The sequence below is a fragment of the Acutalibacter sp. LFL-21 genome, assembly GCF_025630755.1.
GTDB classification, from domain to species: Bacteria; Bacillota; Clostridia; order Oscillospirales; family Acutalibacteraceae; genus Acutalibacter; species Acutalibacter stercoravium.
In genome coordinates this window covers 206219-222537 of record NZ_JAOTNT010000003.1, presented here as the reverse complement: position 1 = coordinate 222537, position 16319 = coordinate 206219, and the positions used below count along the sequence as shown (strand labels likewise).

Genomic DNA, 16319 nt, shown 5'->3' with positions numbered 1-16319 from the left:
AAATCAGAGGGGCGGTGATCTACACCGCACGGGTCCGGCGGCAGGCTTGTCCTGCGCCTCATCTATAAAAAAGAGCGCCCACCGTGCAGCGGTAAGCTGTGCCTGTCGTGTTCCGTCACTATCTGACGGAGCAGGATGGAAAATGCAAAATCCTGTCGAATGGAAAAACCCCGCAATCCATCGCAGGATTACGGGGTTTGAATCTCTTTTATATGACCGGCTATGTCGAGGCCGGTATTCTGACCTCGGCAGCATTTTCCATGCCCTCCTTTAGTGAAGGAGAGCAGAATTACTTATTATGTCCACCTCCCTCATTTTGGGGCATTATATAGGGATAAATGCTATAATTCTTCCAGAAGTGTCATGGTTTTACTGAATTTAATCAACAATATATGACAAAATCAGGCATTATCCACACATCAGAAAAAGCGAAAATTTAAGGGTGCGGCAGAGAATACCGCACCCTATCTATACTTCAAATTTATATCCCACGCCATAGACGCTTTTCACATAATCCGGCAAGCCAGGGACAACCCGGAGCTTCTTTCGCAAGTTGCTTATGTGGTTGTTGATTGCTTTCCGGGAATAGTAGGTATAGTCCTCATGCCATACCAGCTCCAAGAGCATTTCATAAGTAAATACCCGTTTCGGATTCAGTATGAGCAAAGCAATAATCTCAAATTCCTTAACCGTCAGAGGAATTACCTGGCCCCGCACGGTGACAAGGCGCTGCTCTAAGCAGAAATATAAAGCACCTTCCCGGATTTCCGTCAATGGTTGATCTGCCTGCGGAGGGATAAAATACTGGCCTCGAAAGAGTGTTGTGCATGGGACATCAGCCGGAATATTGCCAGCCTCATAGTCACGAACAAACTGAGTCAGATCCTTCTTTTGGTTGGGAGAAAGCAGGGCAAACAGTTTTTCACCTATCTGTCTGCCAGAATCTCTTAAATCCAATACGGCTAATTTCCCATGTCATCACCACCTTCCACATTCTTCAATATCACATAATCTTTTGATGTCAAACTGGTTTTATGCAACAGAAAGATGTATTGTAAATGATAAAAATTATTTCATAAAACATCGTTCTATAATTCTTGATACAAATGCGATCCTTTTTTCCCTACCCAAAGCCCCATTGTCAAAATCAGAAACAAAATAATTCCGCAGACAATCCAACTCCCCATATACAATGAGTTTGGGGAAAATTTCAACAGCAGATATGCGGCTCCACAGGTAACTACAACTCCAATCAGGGATGTTAAAATTGCTGGCAGACTTTGCTTAATAATATGCGTGACGTTTTCCCACTCAAAATTAGGAAAAATCAGATTTAAGATATAACCCACCATACCGATAAACACTGAACACAGTAAAGGCAAGGCATACCCCAACATAACTTTCGGAAAAGACCATTGTAAATACACTGCCATGATAGTGTTCAAAGCAAAAATTGTCGGTACGAACAACGAAAGGTGATGCAGTACCTTTGCTTGGAAAATGCTCTTTGCCGCAATAGGTAAGGATTTAAGTGCCTCTATCTGTTTTCCCTCAATAGAAATACTGGCATAGGTTGTGCAGGATATTGTCGTCAAAATAGAGAACGCATATATGAACAGCACATCATAATCAGAGGGGGAAACCTGAAAATATTCAGCTAACTGGTAAATATATGGATTAATCCTATCAGGTATCAAAACAACTAACAAAACAAATACCGCAGCAAAAAGCAATCCACAAGCTGTATTCGTCAGATACACAGGAAGCGAAAAATAACGTATGCGCTCTCTTACCAAAAGGGCAGACAATGTGTTATGCCGCTTCACTGTTTGCTTACTCCAATCGACAGTGTGGTATTTTGAGCTTTGCGTTGTATCATTGCTATACCAACTCTGATATATCTTGGTTAAACCATAGATCAGAAAGCCGCCGATAAGGAAAACTGTACCGAAGTATATCCCTATCAATAGATAGTCCCCATAAAGTAGCCGCTGAATGTACTTGCCTGCGTAAATTGTAAAAGCTGATGTAGAAAAGCTATCCCCCAAATTTCCGGCAGCTATATCTGGAAACTTACAAAACATAAATAGCATAAATGCAAATAAAATCAGAATTGCTCCGGCTGCCTTTATCCGAGCAGTACGAGCAGAGGAACTTTTCAAGACACGGTAAATCTGTGTCCCTATCATTGTTCCCAAAAGGCCGGGAATAATTGGAAAGAGAAGCGTTATTCCAACCACCATTAGGTAAAAAAGAAATCCCATGCCTGCGTTTAGGCCAAACAGCACCATCATAGGAAACAGCAGAGCCGTAGTAAGGGAGACTTCTACCATAAACAAAACACTCAATTTTGAGATTATCAATGTGAGCAACGGAATAGGAAGTGCAAGCACACTGTCAATATTTGTGTCGCTAAGCAGCAGACCATTCCCCCAAAAAATGCTAATCGCAACATTGAGTATCATACAAATTAGCGCCATCGGGACAACAAGCTCGGTAACTATTTCTTCCCGCAGCCATGTAATAGAATAAATGATTTTCAAGGAGTAAATCAGATATGCAAGCAATCCCATTAGGATCACAGCTACAAGTATATACAGAGTGATTGCCTTTTTACGGTTCTTTGTATCTGCATAGCGAAGCTGATTGGCATGAGATAGCTGCAAAAGATTATTCCTTAGTAGGAGTAGCAGAAATTTCATCGTCATTCATCTCCATAAATACTTCTTCCAACCCCTTTGTTCCAACGATTTCTGTCGTCATGCCGGAATACAATAGGTGCCCTTGCTTAATGACAGATATTTTATTACACACTTTTTCTACCACATCGAGAATATGGCTTGAAAACAAAACAGAATTTCCACTTGTACACAATTCTTTCATCTGCTCTTTTAGGATCACAAATGCCTCTGGGTCTAAGCCAACAAAAGGTTCATCCAAAATCAGAAGTTTGGGTGTGTGCGAAAAAGCAGCAATCAGTGCAAGTTTTTGCTTCATACCATGTGAATAAGAGGAAATCAAATTATTCAAATATGGCTCCATCTGGAAAGCAGAAGCCAATCTCTCGAAATTTTGTTTACGATTTTTGGATGTCACTTCGTAAATGTCGCAAATGAAGTTAAGATATTGCAAGCCTGTCATATACTCGTCAAGTTGTGGATTGTCTGGTACATACGCCATTTTCCGCTTACAAGCCATTGGCTCTTTGAGTACAGAAATTCCATCCAAAAGGATTTCCCCATCGTTTATGCCGATAATGCCCAAACAGGCTTTCAATGTTGTTGTTTTTCCAGCTCCATTCTTCCCAATGAAGCCCATTATGTCGCCATCTTCCACGACTAAACTAAGATTGCATACGGCCTTTTTTGTACCGTAGTTTTTTGATAAATTTTTAATTTGTAGCATAGCATTTCTCGCCTATATTTAGAAATTTTTCAAAATGAAAATCAAAAAAATAACCGTTCCGCTAACATATTTCTGTTCAGGGGCATTTCACTTTAAGCCCATAAAGATCATAACCCCAGTAACAACAAATGCGATAATAGCCATGATGTAATACATATACGGCTTAGTATTTTCTTTCTTGCTCAGGGTAAAACCAGCAATGAGGTTAAGCAGGACACAGGCCACCGGGACGCCAAACACCACAATATTACGGGGCCAGAAAGAATTTGCTACCCCGGAAGAATCGAAGTGGACGGGAATAGACTCTGGCAGACGGCTGTAAAAAGCGAGAAAAACTGCCAGTGTCAATGCACACAGAACAGTGCTGATAATAATATGCTTCTTTGCGGATTTCATAAGTAGTACCTCCTTTAATTGCCTTGCTTTTTCCTCTTAAAATAGAGTACAAGCGAATAGACCAATGGAATAATGCCAACCAGAAAAATGATTAGCGGAACGGTTACATACATTAAATTGTGCAACGGGTGGATAAGGCAGATGATCCCAGCCAATATCCATGTATAGCTCCCCAAACGATGTGTTTTGTACCAGCCTTCTTCATCATCAAATAGCCACGGAAACTTTAACCCAACATAAGGGTTGATATGGTTTTTGGGGAAATAGTTGCCGCTGATAACAAGCAAGACACCAATAAAAACATATACATAGGAATCTACCATAACCTTATCTGGAAATAGTACAGAATACACCTGTGGGAGCAAATAAATAACTCCTGCAATCGGCATAATCCATTTGCCCAATGACACCAACGCTTTGGCTCCATTTGTAGAGGCAATTTTAATACTAAGAGCAAGGTTCAGAACAATATTCATCAATAGCGCAATCACATAAAGTAAAATGTAATTCTCGGCACTGGCCCCACCCATTTGGGACAGAATAAATGTCACAATAGACAAAACAATGCAAATTGCACTTGTAAGAAACAAGGTGCGTTTATTTTTTTGGTTCATCTTTATCCTCCTGAAATTGCATAAGCCACATAACAACACTTTCAAATACTGATGTATTGATTTCATAGTAGATGTATTTCTGGTAGCGTGTTTCAAAAACTAAATCAGCCTTTTTTAGAGTGGAAAGATGATATGAAATGGTGGCATTTGTCAAATCAAATTCCGCAGCAATTTCACCGGCTGACATCTTCCGTTTCTGCTTTAGTTTTAGCAATATCTCCCGTCGAACAGGATCGCTTAATGCCTTGAAAATATTAGGTAAACTCACAGTGCTTTCACCTTTGCCTCCCATTATTTTGAAAACCTTCTAAATGATACTTCTATTGTATCATTGCAATGGAGAAAGTCAACACTCATTTTGATATTTTTCTAAATATGAATGTTTGAGAAACTTGCAAGCAATGCAAACATATACATGTTTTGCGATTTTGGCTGGATTGCTCCGGCCAAAATGCTTGTTGAGGGATAACCCCCAAGCCCCCAAGATCGCCACCTTCAGTGACGGCCACGCGTCCTGCGGACGCTAAAATAATCTTCAAAAGGAAAGCTGCAGAGTTGGTAATTGCTCTGCAGCTTCCTTTTTCATATATCGAATTTATATCCTACACCGTACACGCTTTTTACATAGTCTGGCAGATCCGGGGCAATCTTAATCTTCTTTCGCAGATTGCTTACATGGTTGTTGATTGCCTTTCGGGAATAGTAGGTGTAGTCCTCATGCCATACCAGATCCAGCAGCATTTCATAGGTGAACACTCGCTTTGGATTCAGTATAAGCAAAGCAAAAATCTCAAACTCCTTGACTGTCAGCGGAATCACCTGGCCCCGCACAATGACAAGGCGCTGTTCTAAACAGAAATACAAATCATCTTCCTGGATCTCTGTCAATGGTTGATCTGCCTGCTGAGAAATAGAACACTGTTCTCGAAAGATTGTGGTACATGGGGCATTAGCTGAAATATCACCAGCCTCATAATCACGAACAAATCGAGCCAGCTCTTTCTTTTGGTGTGGAGAGAGTAAAGCAAATAGTTTTTCACCAATTTGCCTGCCGGACTCTCCCAAATCCAGTACGGCTAATTTCCCATGCTGTCACCACCTCCTTCATAAGTTACTTCCTTGTTTTCTCTTTTGAATAACAGCTAAGATAAAGTAGTACATAACGATGTTGGCGTGTCCCATGATGTACTGCATTAGTAAAATAATACTGCGGGTAACCCGTTTTCAGGCATTAAAAACGCAAAATAGGTAAACACCCCAAAACATAATGTGGTTAATAAAAGAGCAATTTTTCCTAACAGCGGTGTTTGATACTTTCTCTTAAATAACAGAATATTTAAAACCAGCGAAACCGCTACAAGGAAAACATCTAAGATGAAATTGCTCCATACAATGTACTTATCTGTTCCCATACTGCCCAAAATAAAAAAGCCAAGTATGAATATGCCATAATTGGCACAAATCCAGATAGTTATCCTTTTGGCTGATAGCTTCTCTTTACTCATGAATATCCTCCTTTTCTAACGCAATGGCTTGCTTGATCTGTATAACATCGCGTTTAAGTTTTATCCAGCCAATGATAAAAAGAACCACTGAGATGCCTGTAAGAATTATTAAATAGCTGAAAAAACCTATAAACAGATGCTCAAACCAACGCCCCACAAAGGCTGTTGGTATCAAGCCGATTGTCAAAGTAAGTAAATATCCGGCTGATTGTTTTTGTGGCGACCAATCCATGTTTTCAATCATGGAAAAGGCAACTCCACTTGCCATCCCTAACCATAAAAATGTAGAAATTTGCAAACTCGCTGAAAGCAACTCATTTCCATATTCATTTACCAACGCAGGAATAGTAAAGTAAAATTCACCTGTTCCCAGTTTCCAAGAAAGCAAAATTGAAAACACGAGATAAGCGAGGCTCCCACACAGCAACCCCAAAAGACCATATTTTATAGCTTTGCTCATTATAATTGTCACCTCAGATTCCTAAAGATTTTTTGATTTTTGGAATATATCTCCTTGATACATAGACACAAATATCACCTGAAAGTCGGATGCAGACCCTGCCTATAATACTCAGGTCAATGTCTGCGATTTTCTTAATATTGACAATCTCAGAGTTAGAGATCCTCAGAAATTTCTGCTTTCTTAATACATCCTCTATTTCATATAAGCGATATTTAATAAGGAACTCCCCGTTAGCTGTTTGAATATAAACTTTCTGATTTAAGGCGAATATCCTTAAAATATCTGCGACTTTAATTATATAAGCCCGGTTGTCAATGTATCCGGTAAGAGTAGTGACAGTGTGCTTATCAAAATCCCAAATAACCTCAACCAAGTTGTTTACAAACTGGGTTTTCTTTTCGGCAGTAATGAGAACTTCTACATCCTCAACACATGGGTTGATCTTAACATCAACTTGCAAATTATCACCTCCATAAAGAGTATACCTATTCGAAGTGGCTAAATCCACATTTCGCATATAGGTGGTAGTGAATTTGTGATAGGCGGTAAATTCCCGTCTTATACCCCCAAAAAATCGGATGTTTGACACAGATTACTGGAACGCATTGAAAAATTGAGATAATTACGCAAGCAGGCTTCTATACTGACGGAGCCTGTGAGAGATATGAACCATACTTATTTAGCATCCTCTATTTATTAAACGATTGATTTTCCTGCTTTTCTTGTAATTTCTTCTCTGCAATAGAGAAATAATCTTTTAAGATAGGATATGTTAAGTTGTCCGGCAACGCATCAAAAAAACCAATTTCTCCCATTTCACTATAAGGTGGGATTTCACCAAAAGAATATATCGTGGCAAAGTAGACTTGACCATTCCCTTTATAGTGAAAACCGTTTAATTCCATATCAATGTAGTAATCACATAATGGCTCTATATCAAATTTAATACTTCCAGTTTCTTCAAACAGCTCTCTTTTTGCAGCCTCCAAGGGAGTTTCACCTGATTCGATCCAACCGCTGGGGTGTTCCCATGTTGTTCGATGTTTATGTTTGCAGAACACCCACTTTCCTTTATGCATTGCAATAATATCAGCGGAAAAATAGCCATTAAGAGTATTAAACGGATAGACTTTAAATTCCATATTATCGTCTATGACAAGTAATTTTCTCATTTTGCTTTTTATCTGCTCCTTACTGTGTTTTTTATATCCCACTATGACCGTTGCAAACCCGGCAATCCACAATATTTCTAAGCAACGGAGTTTCCGGCGCTTAGCTCAAAGTATAATCTTCATTTTAATGTTCCTCACTTTTTCTTCACAAAGTGGCTCCGGTGAGAAGGACAGAAGCAACGCTCTATATGCCCTATGCAGCAATATAACTGGTCAGGATGGATGCGGTTGTGATCAGCATGAAACAAACCAAGTACACCAGAACCACAGCAAATTTGCTGAAAAATATGCTATTTTATTAACTGACATGATCCAGAGCTGTTCGAGCATAATACCTTTATTTTTTCGATGAAATCACAATCTGTTTTACAGCAGAAATCTCCGCCATAAAGCCTTGCCTTTTGTTTGAGTACATGGTCGTCATCACCAGACATAAGCAGAAATGGAATGGTTATGCCCTCTTGACGGACTTTTTCAAGCAAATCTAATCCTGTGCCATCCCTCATATTGTAATCAGAGCAGATCGCCTCAATTTCTTTTTCTTTGTCGCCCAACACCCGCAGGGCGTCTTTTACCCCTGTTGCCTCGTGAACCTCAAAATACTTTCCCAGAACAGAGGCCAGCAATTCCAGATAATCTAAATTATCATCTACAACAAGTATTTTTCTCACCCTTATTTCCTCCTTACCGACACTATCTATTTGCAATTTTACAGAAAGCAGCTTACATTCAGGTGAATTTTAGCTTACAGTTTAGTAAGGAAGAAGAAGCAGGCGGGTTTTACCCCCGCCTGCTTCCTATACATACTGTTATTACTGTGCGCTGATTGTATCTACAATGGACATCTTCTGCATCTTCTTAATCGGCCCACGCACTGCCAAAACCACAGAAAGTACCATAATCAATACGATAATTCCAAGCTCCACCCAAGGGATAGTCCAAGGATCTCCCCACTTAGAATTTATCAGCAGGGCAAAGAGGGCTCTATTGCAGATCAATCCCAGCACAGTGCCAACCACACAGCCGGTTATCGCATAGGTGGATGCTTCGGAGATTACCATTCTGGAAAGCTGGCGGGTACTTAACCCAATCGCCCGGAAAGCGCCATACTGCTTTGTTCTGGCTGAAACACTCAACGCAATGCTGTTGATCACATTGAATACGGTAATTAAAGCAATCAGCGCCAAGAAGCCATAGAGGAACAGCCATACACAGTAATAAACGCCCAATGTGCTGCTATTATCCATCCGTTTGTCTACGAAATCAAATCCGGCTCCGTAGGTGCGATGAATCGCATTCACATCTTCGTCTGTCGCATCGGAAGATAACTGCATATCAATGATGGTATAGTTTTCTTCCCCGGTGATCTGACGGAATGTATCTTCGGAAACAATGATAATGCCGGAATCACCGGTATTATTGAACGGGCTGGTTGAGAGAAGCCCTGTAATTTGTATCTCCACAGGCTGGCCGCCAATTTGCATTGTTGCCGTGTCGCCAACCTGCATACTGTTTTGTGTATCATATACGGTCAGCCCGGTATTCAATTCACTTTGTACCGTTTCCAATGAGCCGGACTGCAAATAGTCAGAGGCCCATTCAAATTGCTGCTGCTCATACGAAACTAAGATGGCGGTCTTTTCTGCCCCATTCACCGTAACAGGCACATCATACGCAAACATCCGTCCATAAACCGCATCCACAGCAGGATTTTCTTTCAGTTCGTCAATAAATGCCCTGTCAACGGAGCAGGAATTGTCCGAGCTTACAATGGAAAGATCCGGTGCCCACGGATACAACGGGGTCAGAGTATGGTTCATAAATGTTATCGTTACAGAAAAAGCGAGGAAAAGGACGATACTCAAGGCAAAGGAACACACTGTCAGCACAAAATTCTTGCGGCTTGCCTTTGCGTGGTGAATACCGAGCGCAGTGTCTACTTTGAGGCGCTTTGTATTTGCCGCTTTGCGGATTGGCTGCAAGTCATTCGCGTTGCCGGAAACTGCCGCCAGCGGGGAAACCCTTGAAGCCCTCTTTGCGGGAGAGCGGGCGGCCAAAAGCACCGTCAGCAATCCTACAATAATTCCCGCCACAATACTTGGCACACTGATACTAAACGCAGGCATCTCTCCGAAAAATTCAGGGCTAAGGAGCCGAAGGATAAAGCATAAGATCCATATGACGACCATACCGCTTAAAACGCCCACAGGAATTGCAAAGCGGCACCAACTGAGAGCTTCTTTCCGTACCAACCGCATGACCTGTTTAGGTGTCGCCCCGATACAGCGCATCAATCCGAAAAACTCTGTACGCTGGGCAACATTGCTGTTCAGGCTGCTTGCGATCATCGTAGTGCCTGCAAACAAAACCAGCACAAACAGAACGGCAGCAGAAATATAGACCTGCACCATAAAGGAATCGCTGCTCTGTCCAAGCAATCCGAGAAGTTTGGTGTTTTCTGAAACCTGTTCATCGCTTAATCCAAATTGAGATTTCAGTTCAGAGATCCTATTTTGGATATTCCCCGTATTAGAAAACTGGACATAAAAGAATGTACTATTTTCAGATGGCTCGCCATCCGCAGCAGTGGAAGTGATCGTGCGGTATTTTTCTGTTGTGATAAACACGCCATAAGAATCACTGCTCATAAGATTTGCAGTATTCTCAACAAAACCGGATATGGTAAATGCAAGTTCGGTCCCGTCAGGCAGGTTGACGGCAATCTGATCTCCAATCGACAAGCCAATCATTTCTTTTGCGTTTACCGATACCATAGCCTCGTTATCGTTCTGCGGGAAATTGCCCTCTGCGATTATATCAGAGAGAATTTGGGTGAACAGCCCTTCATCGCTTCCGCAAATAAGTGTTTCTGTTCCATTCAGGGTATATCCCTGATCGCCGCGAAAATTTAAGACATCATAAGCAACAACCGCCTCTATGTCAGAGCGCGCAGCGATAACTGCCGCATCTTCATCCGAAATATTGCGTAGTGCGATATGCCAATTTCCCGTTTCCGCCTGTGTTTTAATGATCTGGCTGCGGACAAACATATCTGCCATGCCGAAAATGGTCGTCACCAGAAACACCGCCAGCACAATACAGAAAATGGACATCCGGCTTTGCTTGCGATGGACTTTTGCAGAAATAGGAACAAGGTCAAGATAATGCTTCATCCGTATTCCCTCCTAAATCTGTAAGCACGCCATCTGTTACCCGGAACACCCGATCCACCGAAGCGGTCAGATTTTTATTGTGGGTAATCATTAAGATCGTCTGCTGAAAGCGTCTGGAAGCCTGTGTGAGCAGATCAATCACATCCTGGCTGTTTTTACTGTCCAAATTTCCGGTAGGTTCATCCGCCAAGATCAGCTTTGGCTTTGTAATCAAAGCGCGGCCAATCGCAACCCTTTGCTGCTGCCCGCCGGAAAGCTGGTTTGGCAGATGGTGGCGGCGCTCCGTTAGACCAAGCAGCGCCAGGATTTCCTTAACTGCCGCCGGATCAGGTTTGCGATAATCCAGAAGCAGCGGAAACATGATATTCTGCTCCACATTCAGCTCGGAAACAAGCTGGAAGGATTGAAAAATGAATCCGATATTCCGCCGTCTGAAAATGGTGCGTTCTTCCTCCTTCATAGAGAAAAGATTTTGACCATCCATCAATACCGTGCCGGAAGTAGGAAGGTCCAAAGCTCCTATACAGTTTAGCAAGGTGCTTTTTCCAGAACCGGATTCACCAACAACGGCAGCAAATTCTCCCTTTTCCAGAGAAAATGAAACATTTTTTAAGGCGTCAACTTTTGCTTCGCCCTTACCATAGGTCTTACATAAATTTTGTACTTTCAAGATTTCCATATCATCAGCCTCCTTTCCTAAAGGATAACAAAGCCAGCTTACAATCAGGTGAATTTAATCTTACGATTCAGTAAGGAAGGAAACTGTGAAGGTTGTGCCTTCGTTCAACTCACTCTGAACGGAAAGCAGGCCGTTTTGACCGGTGATAATCGACTTTGCCAACGGAAGCCCCAGGCCAATCCCCGGTGTTTCAAGGGAATGTTTACTCCGATAGAAGCGTTTGAATATATGGTGTATATCTTCTGGTGCAATCCCGCTGCCGCTGTCAGTGATAAAAATACGAAGTATCGCCGGTGTACGTTCCCATGAAATATGAATCGTATCTCCCGGCTTTGTGTGATCTAAGGCGTTTTTCACAATGTTTCCAATGGCTTCGCTCGTCCATTCCAGATCACAAAAGACCGTCTGCTCTGAATTGCCTTTCAGGATGATTTGCTTATTCTCCGTTTTGGCCCGGTCTGTCAATTCACTGATGGAACGGGAGATCAATTCTGTCACAGGGCAATTTCTTTTTTCAAAAACAATATTCCCTGTGTCCAGCCGGGTAATTTTCAGCATGGATTGAATCAATTCTTCCATTCGCTTTAGAGATACCCCGATCTTTTCTGAAAACTCTTTTACGGTTTCCGGGTTTTCCGGTTCATCCGCAATAATCTCCTGATACATTGTAATGGCAGCCAATGGTGTTTTTAGTTGATGGGATATATCAGAAATCGTACTTTTCAAAAATTCCTTTGCTTTATGGTCTGTATCACTTTTGGCTTGAAGCATTGTGGCAAGCTGCTCAACAGAAGCAAAAATATAAAAAATTGCTCCCTCGCTGTTTTGTGGAAGATGAAAGGAAAAATCGCCATTGATATAGTTCTCTATTACTTTCGCGGCCTGCTGATACAGCTTTTTCCTTCTCAGGAAGAAAACAAGCGTTCCGGCGAAAAGAAAAGTAAGCAAAACAGCCAAACCAATCAATACCGTTATCAGCGTGTCCCTTTGAAAGTGGGAAAGATAAGGCAGAGAATTAGCTGCCGCTTGGCTTTCAATTCCCAATTCCGTAAGCAATTCGATTCCGCCTTGACTTGTTTCGGTACTTGTCAGGGCATTGGCGATTGCGTCTTTTGGAACACCTTGTTCCAAAAGCGAAGAAGCAATAGCTTCATCATGTGCAAGATAGTTGCTTCTGACAGCATCACTCTGATCTATGACAAACAGACCGCCCGCACATAAAGTCACAAGCGCAAAGATCGCCAGAAAAATGACATATCTGCGTATCTGTTTATCTTGAAGGAAACTCATACAGACACCTCTTTCCATTGATACCCGAACCCGCGGGCGGTCATTAAATGTTCGGGGTGGGAGGGATCTGTTTCAACCTTCTCACGGAGCCGCCGGATATATACAGATAAGGTATTATCATCCACGAAGTTACCGTTATCATCCCACAGCTCATTCAGGATCATTTCTCTTGTGACAATTTGATTTGCGTTCCGCACCAAAAGACAGAGCAGCCGGTATTCTACATTGGTTAGATCAAGTAGCTGCCCATTCAGCAGAACTCGATTGCTCAAAAAATCTATGGAAATATCGCCACATTCAATCTCCGATCTTTTTTCTCTCTTAGAAATTCCGGCGCGGCGCAGTAAGGCCCGAATACGGGAACACAATTCTCCAAGTTTGAAAGGCTTCGTAATATAGTCATCCCCGCCGGAATCCAAGCCCCGAATGACATTTACTTCTTCATCGGAAGCAGTAAGAAAAATGATCGGAATTTGTTCGTTCCTATTGCGGACCATCTCGCATATTTCAAAACCTGTGCCATCCGGCAGGGTAACATCTAAAATCAGCAAATCATATTGGTCGATGTTCTGCAGCAATCTTTTTGCTTCTGACACAGTACGGGCAACCTCAACAGCATAACCGTTCTTTTTCAGAGAATATTGCAGTCCATCTATTAAACTCATGTCATCTTCTAACAGCAGAATATTATTCGCCATTCCCTTTGCGCTCCTTTCCAAGTTTGGTTCTGCCATCAATCGGCTTTTTTGCATCTTTCGGGATTAACCAAACCCGTCCCAATTTTTCAGCTCCGGGAATACGGCCATCAGAACAATAGCTATTGATCTGCCGGGGAGAGATCCCCCATTTTTCGCCAGCTTCCCTTAAAGTCATATAATCCATAGTACATACCTCCAGCATTTATTATACTTCGCTTTCTCGAAGAATACAAGCTATGGAGAATAGAAGTATGCCCCAAAATCATCTGGATTGCTTTTCCTGCGCTCTTTCCGCAGATGGCCCCAGCAGATAGTCAATATTGGCCTTCACATTCTGCAGCTCCCGCATTTCTTCCCGTACCTGCTTATATTCCGCATAGGCTTTTTTCTTGGCCTCCAGCACTTCGGCATATTCTTCCCGCAGAGCTTTTATGGTAGGCAGCTTCCCCACACCCAGGCTGTCAAAGTATTTCTTTGCTGCCTGGTGGATCAGGATGTCGGCCTCATGCTCGGCCCGGAACTTTTTGCTGTAACCGGCTTTTCGATACTCAATGTAGACAGTTCTCGTCTTAGAGTAGTTGACGATCTGTTTCTGCAATTCTCCATTTTGAGATAAACGGCTCTCCATATCCTTGATCTGCGTGGAAAGCTCATTAAACCGGGAAGTCATGGCCTGGGACTTTGCTTGAAGGTCCTCATAGCTCATATCCCCATGCTCCTTCAAGTAAGCCACAGCTTTCGCAAGCTGCTTCACATTGAACACTTTGGCCCAACGCTCATACCCTGCGCCTTTACCGGCCCGCATTGCGGCGTCAATATCAATCAGCATCCTCACCGAAGAACTGGACCGTTTGGGCTGAACAGAGGGAATATAGGTTCCGGCAATCCTTTCCCGTATTGCCTGTTCAGTATAATCTCCTTTTAGCGTATTGCAGCGGGTTCGGCTCTTTTGCCCTGGAACACGAAAGTTGACAGATTTCCCACGCCGGGTGACTTCTATACCGGACGCTTCCAGAATTTTCAGGAAATCATCAAAGGTAGAGGGGTGCTGCTCTAGGGCGGCGTCAATGGCCTGTCGGATTTGATTCTGAAAGGAAAGAGGTTTGTTTCCATCACCCAGCCATTTCCCATAATGGCCGCGGCTGGGCTTCGGATCTTCCACAATAGAAAGACCATGCTCCAGACACAGCTTATCGTTGATCCGGCGCAAAGCCCAGGAAGAACCCCAGAAGTTACGGAATTTCCTGTTACATTCCAGATTTACCGCACTCACGATGATGTGATTATGGACATGGTGCTTGTCTATGTGTGTGCAGACGATAAAAGCGTTGTTTCCCTTCGTCAGCCTCATAGCAAGATCCTGGCCGATCTGATTGGCTTCCTCTGGCGTCACTTCACCTGGCTTAAACGCCTGCCGGAAGTGATAGGCAATCACATCATCTGCGCCCCGGACTCTGCCAGTCTGGTTGATATATTGCCGCTTGGCTAAGGTAAATTCCGCATCCGCTGTGCGGGTATCACACTCAAATCCATAAATCAGTTTCCCATAGTCGGTTTTCTCTGGATTTTCTACATAATCAATGATGTCCTCGATTGCGGTAGAGAAGGAGCGGCCCTCTCCGATATGCAAGGGCATCAGCCTTGTGGTAGCCATTACCCACCTCCTTTGAAAAATTCGTTTAAGCAAATGCTTTAATAGATTTTTTCTTTAGAAATTCTTACATGCTGAAAAAATACCAAGCGGCAGCAGCAAAATACCTATCTTTAGTGGCAGGGAATAAACACGCATGAAATTCCATGCAGATAAAAATATGTCAACGATCTGTGCCGGTTTGGTTAATGAGCGTCCTACAAATTTCAAGAACAATTCCGTATAATGCACGCAAGGCCGTTGCAGAAGTACGCAAAATACAGGCCGGAAAAGAGGTGACGAAGCGTGAAGATACACAGCTTATTCATGTAGCCGTCATAGTACCGCAAGATGCGCTCCATTGCCAGCGGATCACCGGCGCGTGCGTCAGCAAATACAGACAGGGGCAGAAGCACCCTGCCGTGGAATGTGGGCTGCTTCATTTCGCGTTCCTCCCTCCGTTATTCTCCAACCTTTGCCGCAGTTCGTTCAAAGTCTTTGTGCGGTGGCGCTGGACGGCGCTGCGGGACATCCCCACAAGGCCGCCGATCTCGCCGTCCGCCATAGCCGCAACGAAGCGCAGAATTAAAATCTGCTGCTCCTGCTCCGGCAGGCTGGCAAAGGCCCCGGCCACCAGCTCGTCCCGGATATGTAGGGCATAACCAAAGGCCGAGAACACAAAGCTGTCGCTGGGGTACTCGTCCAACGCATAGAGCTTGTCCATTTCCGCCTGCGGCAAGGTGTCCAGCGGCTTTTCCCGGTCACGGCGGCGGGCCAGTTCCGACAGGTAGTTGATGGCCTCGTTGCGAAGAACAGTTTTGCAGAAAGCGTCCAGCCGGTTCCGTTCCACATAGTCAAAGGTGTATTCGTTCATCTTCTCACCCCCGATCTGCGGGAGAATGAGAAGATAAAGCTGCTTAAACCACTCCTTTCACCGGCAGCAATGTGGCGGCCCCGGCCCGCACTGGGGAACCGCAGGAAACAACAAATCTCGCCCGGCAGGTCGCAGACCCACCGGGCGAAAGCAGAAGCGATATGCAGTTGATTTACACGGTATAGTACATACTCATGGCCGCTTGTTCCCGCTGCCGGGGACGGGCTTTTTTTGACAGTACATAGCCTGTCTTAATTTGTCGAAACGCTCTTTGCTTCATGGCGGCTCCCTCCGTGGGCCGCCGATCCCGCCAGCGTCAGGGCGTCGTCAATATGAGGGGCAAAGAGAACGGCGGCCTTGATTTTATCAAAGCCGCCGTAATGTAATCAGGCATGGGAAAATGGCTGCTGCACGACGGCT

20 protein-coding genes are annotated in these 16319 nt (G+C 43.5%); all 20 read right to left on the bottom strand.

What is annotated here, in order from left to right; genetic code table 11:
• Window positions 1–468 precede the first annotated feature (468 nt).
• Window positions 469–957, bottom strand: a complete 489-nt coding sequence (locus ODJ80_RS05045) for a winged helix-turn-helix domain-containing protein (RefSeq protein WP_263041182.1) — start codon at window positions 955–957, stop codon at window positions 469–471.
• 131 nt (window positions 958–1088) lie between these two features.
• Window positions 1089–2702, bottom strand: a complete 1614-nt coding sequence (locus ODJ80_RS05040; RefSeq protein WP_263041181.1) for a hypothetical protein — start codon at window positions 2700–2702, stop codon at window positions 1089–1091.
• Complete coding sequence (locus ODJ80_RS05035; protein ID WP_263041180.1) at window positions 2671–3405, bottom strand: ABC transporter ATP-binding protein; 735 nt, start codon at window positions 3403–3405, stop codon at window positions 2671–2673. The genes ODJ80_RS05040 and ODJ80_RS05035 overlap by 32 nt, the downstream gene beginning before the upstream one ends.
• Before the next feature lie 87 nt (window positions 3406–3492).
• A complete protein-coding gene (locus tag ODJ80_RS05030; protein WP_263041179.1) occupies window positions 3493–3801 on the bottom strand; it encodes a DUF1648 domain-containing protein in 309 nt (102 codons plus the stop codon).
• Window positions 3802–3815: 14 nt separating this feature from the next.
• A complete protein-coding gene (locus ODJ80_RS05025) occupies window positions 3816–4415 on the bottom strand; it encodes an SdpI family protein (RefSeq protein ID WP_263041178.1) in 600 nt (199 codons plus the stop codon).
• On the bottom strand, window positions 4399–4683 hold the full coding sequence (locus ODJ80_RS05020) for an autorepressor SdpR family transcription factor (protein ID WP_442863898.1): 285 nt from the start codon (window positions 4681–4683) through the stop codon (window positions 4399–4401). Before ODJ80_RS05020 ends, ODJ80_RS05025 begins: the two co-directional genes overlap by 17 nt.
• 314 nt (window positions 4684–4997) lie before the next feature.
• Window positions 4998–5303 (bottom strand): winged helix-turn-helix domain-containing protein, encoded by a 306-nt coding sequence (locus tag ODJ80_RS05015; RefSeq protein WP_442863893.1) that lies wholly within the window; start codon window positions 5301–5303, stop codon window positions 4998–5000.
• 305 nt (window positions 5304–5608) lie between these two features.
• Complete coding sequence (locus tag ODJ80_RS05010; RefSeq protein ID WP_263041176.1) at window positions 5609–5920, bottom strand: hypothetical protein; 312 nt, start codon at window positions 5918–5920, stop codon at window positions 5609–5611.
• On the bottom strand, window positions 5913–6380 hold the full coding sequence (locus ODJ80_RS05005; protein WP_263041175.1) for a DUF3021 domain-containing protein: 468 nt from the start codon (window positions 6378–6380) through the stop codon (window positions 5913–5915). Before ODJ80_RS05005 ends, ODJ80_RS05010 begins: the two co-directional genes overlap by 8 nt.
• A 13-nt stretch (window positions 6381–6393) precedes the next feature.
• Complete coding sequence (locus tag ODJ80_RS05000) at window positions 6394–6843, bottom strand: LytTR family DNA-binding domain-containing protein (RefSeq protein ID WP_263041174.1); 450 nt, start codon at window positions 6841–6843, stop codon at window positions 6394–6396.
• A 229-nt stretch (window positions 6844–7072) separates the two neighbouring features.
• Window positions 7073–7555 carry an NUDIX hydrolase gene (locus ODJ80_RS04995; protein WP_263041173.1) on the bottom strand — a complete coding sequence of 161 codons (483 nt, stop codon included), beginning with the start codon at window positions 7553–7555 and terminating at the stop codon, window positions 7073–7075.
• Between the two features lie 290 nt (window positions 7556–7845).
• The gene (locus ODJ80_RS04990; protein WP_263041172.1) at window positions 7846–8226 is read right to left on the bottom strand and encodes a response regulator; all 381 of its coding nucleotides are present in this window, start codon (window positions 8224–8226) and stop codon (window positions 7846–7848) included.
• A gap of 141 nt (window positions 8227–8367) precedes the next feature.
• Window positions 8368–10728: an FtsX-like permease family protein gene (locus ODJ80_RS04985; RefSeq protein ID WP_263041171.1), complete on the bottom strand. Its 2361-nt coding sequence runs from the start codon at window positions 10726–10728 to the stop codon at window positions 8368–8370.
• Window positions 10712–11407 (bottom strand): ABC transporter ATP-binding protein, encoded by a 696-nt coding sequence (locus ODJ80_RS04980; RefSeq protein WP_263041170.1) that lies wholly within the window; start codon window positions 11405–11407, stop codon window positions 10712–10714. The genes ODJ80_RS04985 and ODJ80_RS04980 overlap by 17 nt, the downstream gene beginning before the upstream one ends.
• Window positions 11408–11467: 60 nt before the next feature.
• A complete protein-coding gene (locus tag ODJ80_RS04975) occupies window positions 11468–12697 on the bottom strand; it encodes a sensor histidine kinase (protein WP_263041169.1) in 1230 nt (409 codons plus the stop codon).
• A complete protein-coding gene (locus ODJ80_RS04970; protein WP_263041168.1) occupies window positions 12694–13395 on the bottom strand; it encodes a response regulator transcription factor in 702 nt (233 codons plus the stop codon). Before ODJ80_RS04970 ends, ODJ80_RS04975 begins: the two co-directional genes overlap by 4 nt.
• Window positions 13385–13579: a helix-turn-helix domain-containing protein gene (locus ODJ80_RS04965; protein WP_263041167.1), complete on the bottom strand. Its 195-nt coding sequence runs from the start codon at window positions 13577–13579 to the stop codon at window positions 13385–13387. The genes ODJ80_RS04970 and ODJ80_RS04965 overlap by 11 nt, the downstream gene beginning before the upstream one ends.
• 78 nt (window positions 13580–13657) lie before the next feature.
• Window positions 13658–15049, bottom strand: coding sequence for a relaxase/mobilization nuclease domain-containing protein (locus ODJ80_RS04960; protein ID WP_263041166.1), 1392 nt, complete (start codon window positions 15047–15049; stop codon window positions 13658–13660).
• A gap of 203 nt (window positions 15050–15252) precedes the next feature.
• The gene (locus ODJ80_RS04955) at window positions 15253–15468 is read right to left on the bottom strand and encodes a helix-turn-helix domain-containing protein (RefSeq protein WP_263041165.1); all 216 of its coding nucleotides are present in this window, start codon (window positions 15466–15468) and stop codon (window positions 15253–15255) included.
• Window positions 15465–15899, bottom strand: coding sequence for an RNA polymerase sigma factor (locus ODJ80_RS04950; RefSeq protein ID WP_263041164.1), 435 nt, complete (start codon window positions 15897–15899; stop codon window positions 15465–15467). The genes ODJ80_RS04955 and ODJ80_RS04950 overlap by 4 nt, the downstream gene beginning before the upstream one ends.
• Window positions 15900–16319: the final 420 nt, after the last annotated feature.

Excerpts from the sequence above, each read along its gene's own strand:
- ODJ80_RS05040 (WP_263041181.1), bottom strand. The coding sequence starts at position 2,702 with ATGAAATTTCTGCTACTCCTACTAAGGAATAATCTTTTGCAGCTATCT.
- ODJ80_RS05035 (WP_263041180.1), bottom strand. The coding sequence starts at position 3,405 with ATGCTACAAATTAAAAATTTATCAAAAAACTACGGTACAAAAAAGGCC.
- ODJ80_RS05030 (WP_263041179.1), bottom strand. The coding sequence starts at position 3,801 with ATGAAATCCGCAAAGAAGCATATTATTATCAGCACTGTTCTGTGTGCA.
- ODJ80_RS05025 (WP_263041178.1), bottom strand. The coding sequence starts at position 4,415 with ATGAACCAAAAAAATAAACGCACCTTGTTTCTTACAAGTGCAATTTGC.
- ODJ80_RS05010 (WP_263041176.1), bottom strand. The coding sequence starts at position 5,920 with ATGAGTAAAGAGAAGCTATCAGCCAAAAGGATAACTATCTGGATTTGT.
- ODJ80_RS05005 (WP_263041175.1), bottom strand. The coding sequence starts at position 6,380 with ATGAGCAAAGCTATAAAATATGGTCTTTTGGGGTTGCTGTGTGGGAGC.
- ODJ80_RS04995 (WP_263041173.1), bottom strand. The coding sequence starts at position 7,555 with ATGAGAAAATTACTTGTCATAGACGATAATATGGAATTTAAAGTCTAT.
- ODJ80_RS04985 (WP_263041171.1), bottom strand. The coding sequence starts at position 10,728 with ATGAAGCATTATCTTGACCTTGTTCCTATTTCTGCAAAAGTCCATCGC.
- ODJ80_RS04980 (WP_263041170.1), bottom strand. The coding sequence starts at position 11,407 with ATGGAAATCTTGAAAGTACAAAATTTATGTAAGACCTATGGTAAGGGC.
- ODJ80_RS04975 (WP_263041169.1), bottom strand. The coding sequence starts at position 12,697 with ATGAGTTTCCTTCAAGATAAACAGATACGCAGATATGTCATTTTTCTG.
- ODJ80_RS04970 (WP_263041168.1), bottom strand. The coding sequence starts at position 13,395 with ATGGCGAATAATATTCTGCTGTTAGAAGATGACATGAGTTTAATAGAT.
- ODJ80_RS04965 (WP_263041167.1), bottom strand. The coding sequence starts at position 13,579 with ATGGATTATATGACTTTAAGGGAAGCTGGCGAAAAATGGGGGATCTCT.
- ODJ80_RS04960 (WP_263041166.1), bottom strand. The coding sequence starts at position 15,049 with ATGGCTACCACAAGGCTGATGCCCTTGCATATCGGAGAGGGCCGCTCC.
- ODJ80_RS04955 (WP_263041165.1), bottom strand. The coding sequence starts at position 15,468 with ATGAAGCAGCCCACATTCCACGGCAGGGTGCTTCTGCCCCTGTCTGTA.
- ODJ80_RS04950 (WP_263041164.1), bottom strand. The coding sequence starts at position 15,899 with ATGAACGAATACACCTTTGACTATGTGGAACGGAACCGGCTGGACGCT.